Genomic DNA, 6,016 nt, shown 5'->3' with positions numbered 1-6,016 from the left:
CTCAACGACTTTGCCAAGCAGCTTGCCGTCCATAACCGCCGCGCCAACAACTTGCCCATGAGACCCCTCCGCTGGCTCTCACCGATTGAGTTCGCTGTCCAATATGTTTGACAAACCTACATATTAGATTTTTTATCTTCTCACTGAAAGGTCATTTACACATTACTTTCTCAGGGTTGGCTTTCGCCGCCTTGACGGAGATGGTAGTATTGGGTATAATTTATTCGTACACCAAGAGACTGCCACCAATAAAGCTCCCCCCCCTTCTTAATACGTGAACGGGAGCACGTCGGATATGTAAATGGAGTCTAATTATAATGGCCTGAGCGAAAGTATATGGGGTAGTATTTCTGAACAACAGAGAATGAGAATCTACGCCGTACTGCATCATTTATTGTTCTGAATTATGAGCGCAGCTCGAATTGCTTGCCAGAGAGAACATTTAAAGGGAAAAATCAATGAGAAATGCGAATACCATGCGCCCGCAGAAATACATTACCGATCACCTGCTTTGGCTAATTACGGCGATGCTTTGGTATCGAGGGGTTCTATTTACCGCGATTCCCGGAATGACTGTCAAACAATCCAAGATAATCTTATGGATTTCGGCGCTTACGCTTGTCGCTTTCGGGTACATCATTACGATGAAAAAGCGCAGGAATAATTTAAGCCTGTTTACCAACATTCTTCTCCCGTATGAGCTGTATGCAGTCGTTACCTACCGCACGTATCTTCCCAGACTGGTTTGGTGTTCGGTGCTGCTTGCCGGCATTCTGTCGCTTGCATTTATCATCCTTGGCATGCTTCCAACGGCGCACAGCGAACATCACAGTGCAGAGGGACGGAAACGTCAAGTCGTTCACAGCCTACTCGGAGCCAGAACGATAACCGCCGTTTGCATCTTGATTTTGATTGTGCCGGTTGGCATCAGTAATATATTTGGGCTCGGATTGATGACGACAAAAACGCCGCTCGTTTCCGCTGCATCCGAAGCTGAAGAATGGACAGTCAAAAACAATATTGACACGGTTTGCTTACTTCGAGAGGAAGAGTGGAAAAAATTGAATTCTCAACAAAAGCTGGATGTATTAGGCGTAGTTTTGAATATCGAGATCCGATATTTGGGACTGAACCATGAGGTGTACTTAAAGAGTAGCGTTTTGAACGGCGAGACTGCGGCACATTATAGCCACAAAGACCATGAAATCGTGATAGACCTCGGTCAACTGGAAACGGCATCCGCTGCCGACGTGCTGGACAGCTTGTGCCATGAGTGTTACCACGCTTATCAATATCAAATGATTGCGCTGTATGAGGACACCCCGGAAAAATATCGGAATATGCTGCTGTTTCAATACGTGGGCAGTTACATTGAAGAAATGTCTGATTACAACGATGGAAGCAGCGATCTGATGGACTATTATTATCAAACGATAGAGATCCAAGCCAGACAATATGCCGAGCTTGCCGTTGCAGATTATTATGGTCGCATCAGAGAATGTCTGACGGCGGAGGACTAGAAAAGATGAAAGCTTCGGAAAAGAATCTGGACAAGATCCGCGGGGCGCTGATCGGTGGTGCGATTGGGGATGCACTCGGCTACCCTGTTGAGTTTATGACGCTTGACAGGATCACCGGTAAATACGGCGAGTTGGGTATCACTGCATATGAGCTTGACCGCGCAAGCGGAAAAGCTCTGATATCGGACGACACGCAAATGACGCTTTTTACCGCGAATGGCATTCTGTTTTGGGAAACGCGCGGGCGTATGCGCGGCATTGGTGCTGCGCCGCACGACTACGTGGCGATGGCTTATCAGGATTGGCTGACAACGCAGTATGCGAACTACCGGACTGGTTCACAGACGAAGCGGTATGACTGCGGCCGCGGCGTGTCCTGGTTGTTGGATGTCCCCGCGCTATACAGCCGGAGAGCACCGGGCAACACCTGCATTTCCGCGTTATCTGAGGCACGCAAAAGCCGTAATACGGGCGATTACATAGATAACCCGCGAAACAACAGCAAAGGCTGCGGCGGCATTATGAGAGTGGCTCCGCTGGGAATCCATAACGCAAATACACCGCTTGAGTGGCTCGATCAAGAGGGCGCCTATCTGTCAGCGATCACACATGGACATCCCCTGGGCTATCTGCCCGCTGCGGTTCTGACGCATATTCTGAACCGGATCGTTTTCCCGCGTGAAAAGCAAATGACACTTCTGGAGATCATTGATGAGGCAGTGGATACGATCAGACGCCTGTTTGGCGGTACGGACTATCTTGATGACCTGTGTACAATCATCGACAAGGCGGTGCGGCTGGCTGCAAATCATGATACAGACAGAAACAATATCAGGCAGCTGGGCGGCGGCTGGGTAGCCGAGGAAACGCTGGCAATTGCAATTTATTGTGCGCTACGCTATGAGCATGATTTTTCCGCCGGTATCATCGCGGCTGTGAACCACGACGGCGACAGCGACTCCACCGGCGCGGTCACGGGCAATATTCTTGGCGCAATCAACGGCTATAATCCCATCGAAGCAAAGTGGAAGGATAATCTGGAATTGCTTGATGTTCTTCTTGAAATGTCTGATGATCTCTGCCGCGGCTGCCTCATGAGCGAATATGACACCGATTACGATCCGGATTGGGCAAGAAAGTATATCGATGCGCACTGGAAAGCATAGAAAACTGCCATCAGACGAAACGCGCTTGCCTATGTCTGATGGCCTATCGAGGGGGAAAAGATATGAACATATTTGAAGCAATCAAACGGCGAATTCAGAAGAAATATCCGATAGATGCGGAAGGCGCAGACGAAGAGGTTGGCGTCAACATGGTTGAGTTTGACGGGGTCGAGTACATGGAGCTGATGAAGCTCCCGCTGGACGGAAACACTTACGTATTTTTGAGCAATCCGGAGGATGCCTCCGATTTTTTCGTAAAAAAGCTTATTGTTGAAGATGGCGAGCAGTATCTGACCGGAATAGATAGCCGAGAGGAGTTTGACAATGCCCTTCTCCATTTCACGAAACAGGCACTGGGAACCTGAACGCTGAAAGAAACAGAGGTATTTTGATTTGGATGAACTGGATTTTGAATATTTGAGCACATTCCCGGACGGAGATCCAGCAGGCAAGGCGCTGGTTTTTCTCAAAGCCGGAATCAGTACTTTTGCGAAGAAAAACTATAGAGATGAACCAACACTGAAGCTTATCGTTGCTGCGTTGACGCAGGCCCCACTTCTCGTCCCGGTCGAGGTCGATTTTGATGAACTGCTTGGGGGACTCAATCCCGAAGAGTTGTCTCCGAATCAGGAACTACATCCGAAGAGCGGAAGCAAGCCGACTTGGGTAACGGCACGACTTGGTGATGGCACCGAAGTGATCCCTATGTTTACTTCCAGAAAAGAAGCAGCCAAAGGCGAGAAAGTTCCGCTTATGCTGTATGACCCGAAGGACTATTTGCGGATACTCACGGAAATTGATATGCCAGCCATCATCAATCCGTTTGGCGAGGCACCTTTCTATATGAGCCAAAGGTTCATAGAAAATGTGGTGATGCCGCAGCTGTGACAGCGCAGCAACACACTTGGCAAGCAATGCCTGCGTTTATACAAACTTGACGAACAGGGAGATTTCCGGATGACGGAAATCTCCCTTTGCTTGTTGGGGGAAGTTCTCCCCCCAAGCCCCTGATTGATCGAACGGTTCCCATTCGGCTGCGCCCTGCAAAGCAGTGCTATTTTTCCTGTTGATGCTCTCTTGTCTGCCGCTGTTCATCGGCATCCGTGCGCAGGAGCATCTCGGCGTTGGCCTTATAAATCTGGAGCCGCTTTGCCTCGTCACGCGCCTTGGAAAGTTCAGCATAATCGAGCTTCTTCTGCACAAGCAAATCAGAGTATTCTGCTTGTAGGCTCTTGACGGTGGGCAGCTTTTTCAGCGCCAGATCGTCAAACACTTTTTTCGCTGCCTTGTGGATGATGATGTCACTCTCATGCGCATCGTAGTATTTCTTGGAATACCCGGCCTTGCGATAGGCAGTGTAGATATCTCTGGTCTTAGCGTAATTGATGATGTGCGTTTTCAGTACGGCGATCTCCGCCATACGGCTCTCCGCTGCCTTTATTTTCGCTGTCAGTTCCTTCGTCCTGCCGCTTGCGGCATCCGCGTAATCGGCCAGCGCATCGAAATCTGCAAAGTCATGCTTCTGAATGAACAGCAGCGTTTCGGCCATGCTTTTCAGCTTCACGACTTTCAGCTTCTGGTCATAGGCAGTGCCTTTGCCGCTGCCGATTTTGGCTTCAATCTGTGAAATCAGCGTCGGCCTTGATGCCTTGGAAGGAAACGACTTTTTCCTGCGCGGCGTATGCACCCGCGTGCCGAGGATCACAGCCCGCAACTCTTCTTCCGAGTAACCTTCGCCCAGCGAACGGAGACGGATATTCTGCGGCTGACCGTCCCGCATGAAGGTGACATGCTTGCCGCGCTTTACGGTATAACCGGCTTCCTCCACCAGCTTCAGAAACACCTCGAAATTTTCCGGCTTCTTCGCAAGCGCCGCGTCAATGGCGGCACGCAGCAGATCGCGCTGACAGGGCTTTGCATTGCCACCCAGCCATTTGTTGTAGCTCTTGCCGTGCGGCTTTGGATTCTCAATCACAGACAGCCGGTGCTCCATACAAACAAGATCACTGAGCTTCCGGACAGCTTCGGTGCTGCCCCAGAAGTTGCGAAATTTCCGCGTGCAGTCCAGCGTAGTGGAGTTCCAAATAATGTGATTATGGATATGCTTTTTGTCGGTGTGGGTACAGACGATAAAGGCATGGTCGCCCTTGGTGAAGCGCTTGGCAAATTCATAGCCGAGTTGGTTGGCTTCCTCCGGTGTGACCTCACCCGGCTTGAACGCCTAGCGAATCTGATACGCAATCACATCGCTGGCCTGCTCCCGGCCGGTGAGCTGGCGGTACTGACGCTTGGATAGAAGAAACTCGCTGTCCGCTGTCTTGGTATCACAGGCATAGGCCGAAATATATTCACCGTCTTCCGTCTTATCCGGATTCTTTGCGTAGTCCGTCCGTTCCGTCAGGCATTGGGCAATGGTCTTGCCCTTGTTGACGTGCATGGGAATGATTCGCGTGGTCGCCACGGGCAAGCCCCCTTTGCAAAAAGATAGCGCGGAAGCTTTTACGCTTCCGCGCTTGCTCTATCAATATACTTTTTCTTTCATCCAGTCCCGCAGCAGGTGGAGCTGTGCAACGAGCCATGCGCCCAGCATCGGTATTGGCTTCATGGATGAACGCGATCTGCTCACGGGGGATGCCGCGGGCTACGAGCTTTTCCCGGATGTCGTCATAAATTGTGAACGCCGGTTCTTCGGATGTATCCTGACCAATGGCAGCTTCCAGCGCGTGAAGTTCCGGACTGTCGAGGTTCCCGCCTGCGGCCTTTGCCGCTCTGGATGCAGGCACTGCCGCTTTTGGTGTGGAGAGGTCGCAGAAGACGAGCTGGGTGAGCTTATCTGCCTGTCCGTCCTTCCAGACGGAATAGATATTATCCACGCACAGATTAACCTTACTGCCTGCCTCATCAGGCAGGTCGGGATTGATAACGCGCTGGTCAAGCCCCAGCTTGCGCCCATCCGAGGTGATCTTGAGCATATTATCTGTGCTTGCGTCCACGATCCCCGCGTGGACTCTTGCAACACGCTCGGAAAGCTCCTGCACCATGCCTTTCTGAATCTCTGTCGGCTGCGCCACGACATTGTGATAGATGGGCGTCGGCGTGGGCAGATGAAGCTGATCCGCCGTCTTGATGTCGGCGGCTTCCTTGAATAGCTGCATCAGCTCCGGGAGGTTGAAGAACTTTGAAAACCGGGTACGCGCCCGGTAGGCTTCCGGCTCCAATCCGCATCGGCTCATGAGCATATAGGTGATGCTGGCTTTTGCAGCGTTTCGGAACTGTACCTCGGCGTTGAACTCATCATACCCATCAAGATAGGAATCGTCAATGTTGTAG

General features: G+C 51.1%; 4 protein-coding genes and 2 pseudogenes. 4 read left to right on the top strand and 2 right to left on the bottom strand.

Annotated elements, in window-relative coordinates; translation table 11 throughout:
* Positions 1-458 precede the first annotated feature (458 nt).
* From LKD37_RS16690 to LKD37_RS16675, 4 genes are all read left to right on the top strand, one after another.
* A complete protein-coding gene (locus LKD37_RS16690) occupies positions 459-1,520 on the top strand; it encodes a hypothetical protein (RefSeq protein WP_302930210.1) in 1,062 nt (353 codons plus the stop codon).
* 5 nt (positions 1,521-1,525) lie between these two features.
* The gene (locus tag LKD37_RS16685) at positions 1,526-2,686 is read left to right on the top strand and encodes an ADP-ribosylglycohydrolase family protein (RefSeq protein ID WP_302930209.1); all 1,161 of its coding nucleotides are present in this window, start codon (positions 1,526-1,528) and stop codon (positions 2,684-2,686) included.
* Positions 2,687-2,748: 62 nt separating this feature from the next.
* Positions 2,749-3,051 carry a hypothetical protein gene (locus tag LKD37_RS16680; RefSeq protein WP_302930208.1) on the top strand — a complete coding sequence of 101 codons (303 nt, stop codon included), beginning with the start codon at positions 2,749-2,751 and terminating at the stop codon, positions 3,049-3,051.
* Between the two features lie 28 nt (positions 3,052-3,079).
* The gene (locus LKD37_RS16675) at positions 3,080-3,574 is read left to right on the top strand and encodes an SseB family protein (RefSeq protein ID WP_302930207.1); all 495 of its coding nucleotides are present in this window, start codon (positions 3,080-3,082) and stop codon (positions 3,572-3,574) included.
* Between the two features lie 166 nt (positions 3,575-3,740).
* Here LKD37_RS16675 and LKD37_RS16670 read toward each other — a convergent pair.
* Positions 3,741-5,147 (bottom strand): annotated as a pseudogene (locus LKD37_RS16670) (relaxase/mobilization nuclease domain-containing protein).
* A pseudogene (locus LKD37_RS16665) lies at positions 5,050-6,016 on the bottom strand (hypothetical protein); the annotation flags it as partial. The pseudogenes LKD37_RS16665 and LKD37_RS16670, both read right to left, overlap by 98 nt.

The sequence above is a fragment of the Brotocaccenecus cirricatena genome, assembly GCF_020687045.1.
Lineage (GTDB): Bacteria > Bacillota > Clostridia > Oscillospirales > Oscillospiraceae > Vescimonas > Vescimonas cirricatena.
This window is presented reverse-complemented; position numbering and strand designations above follow the sequence as displayed.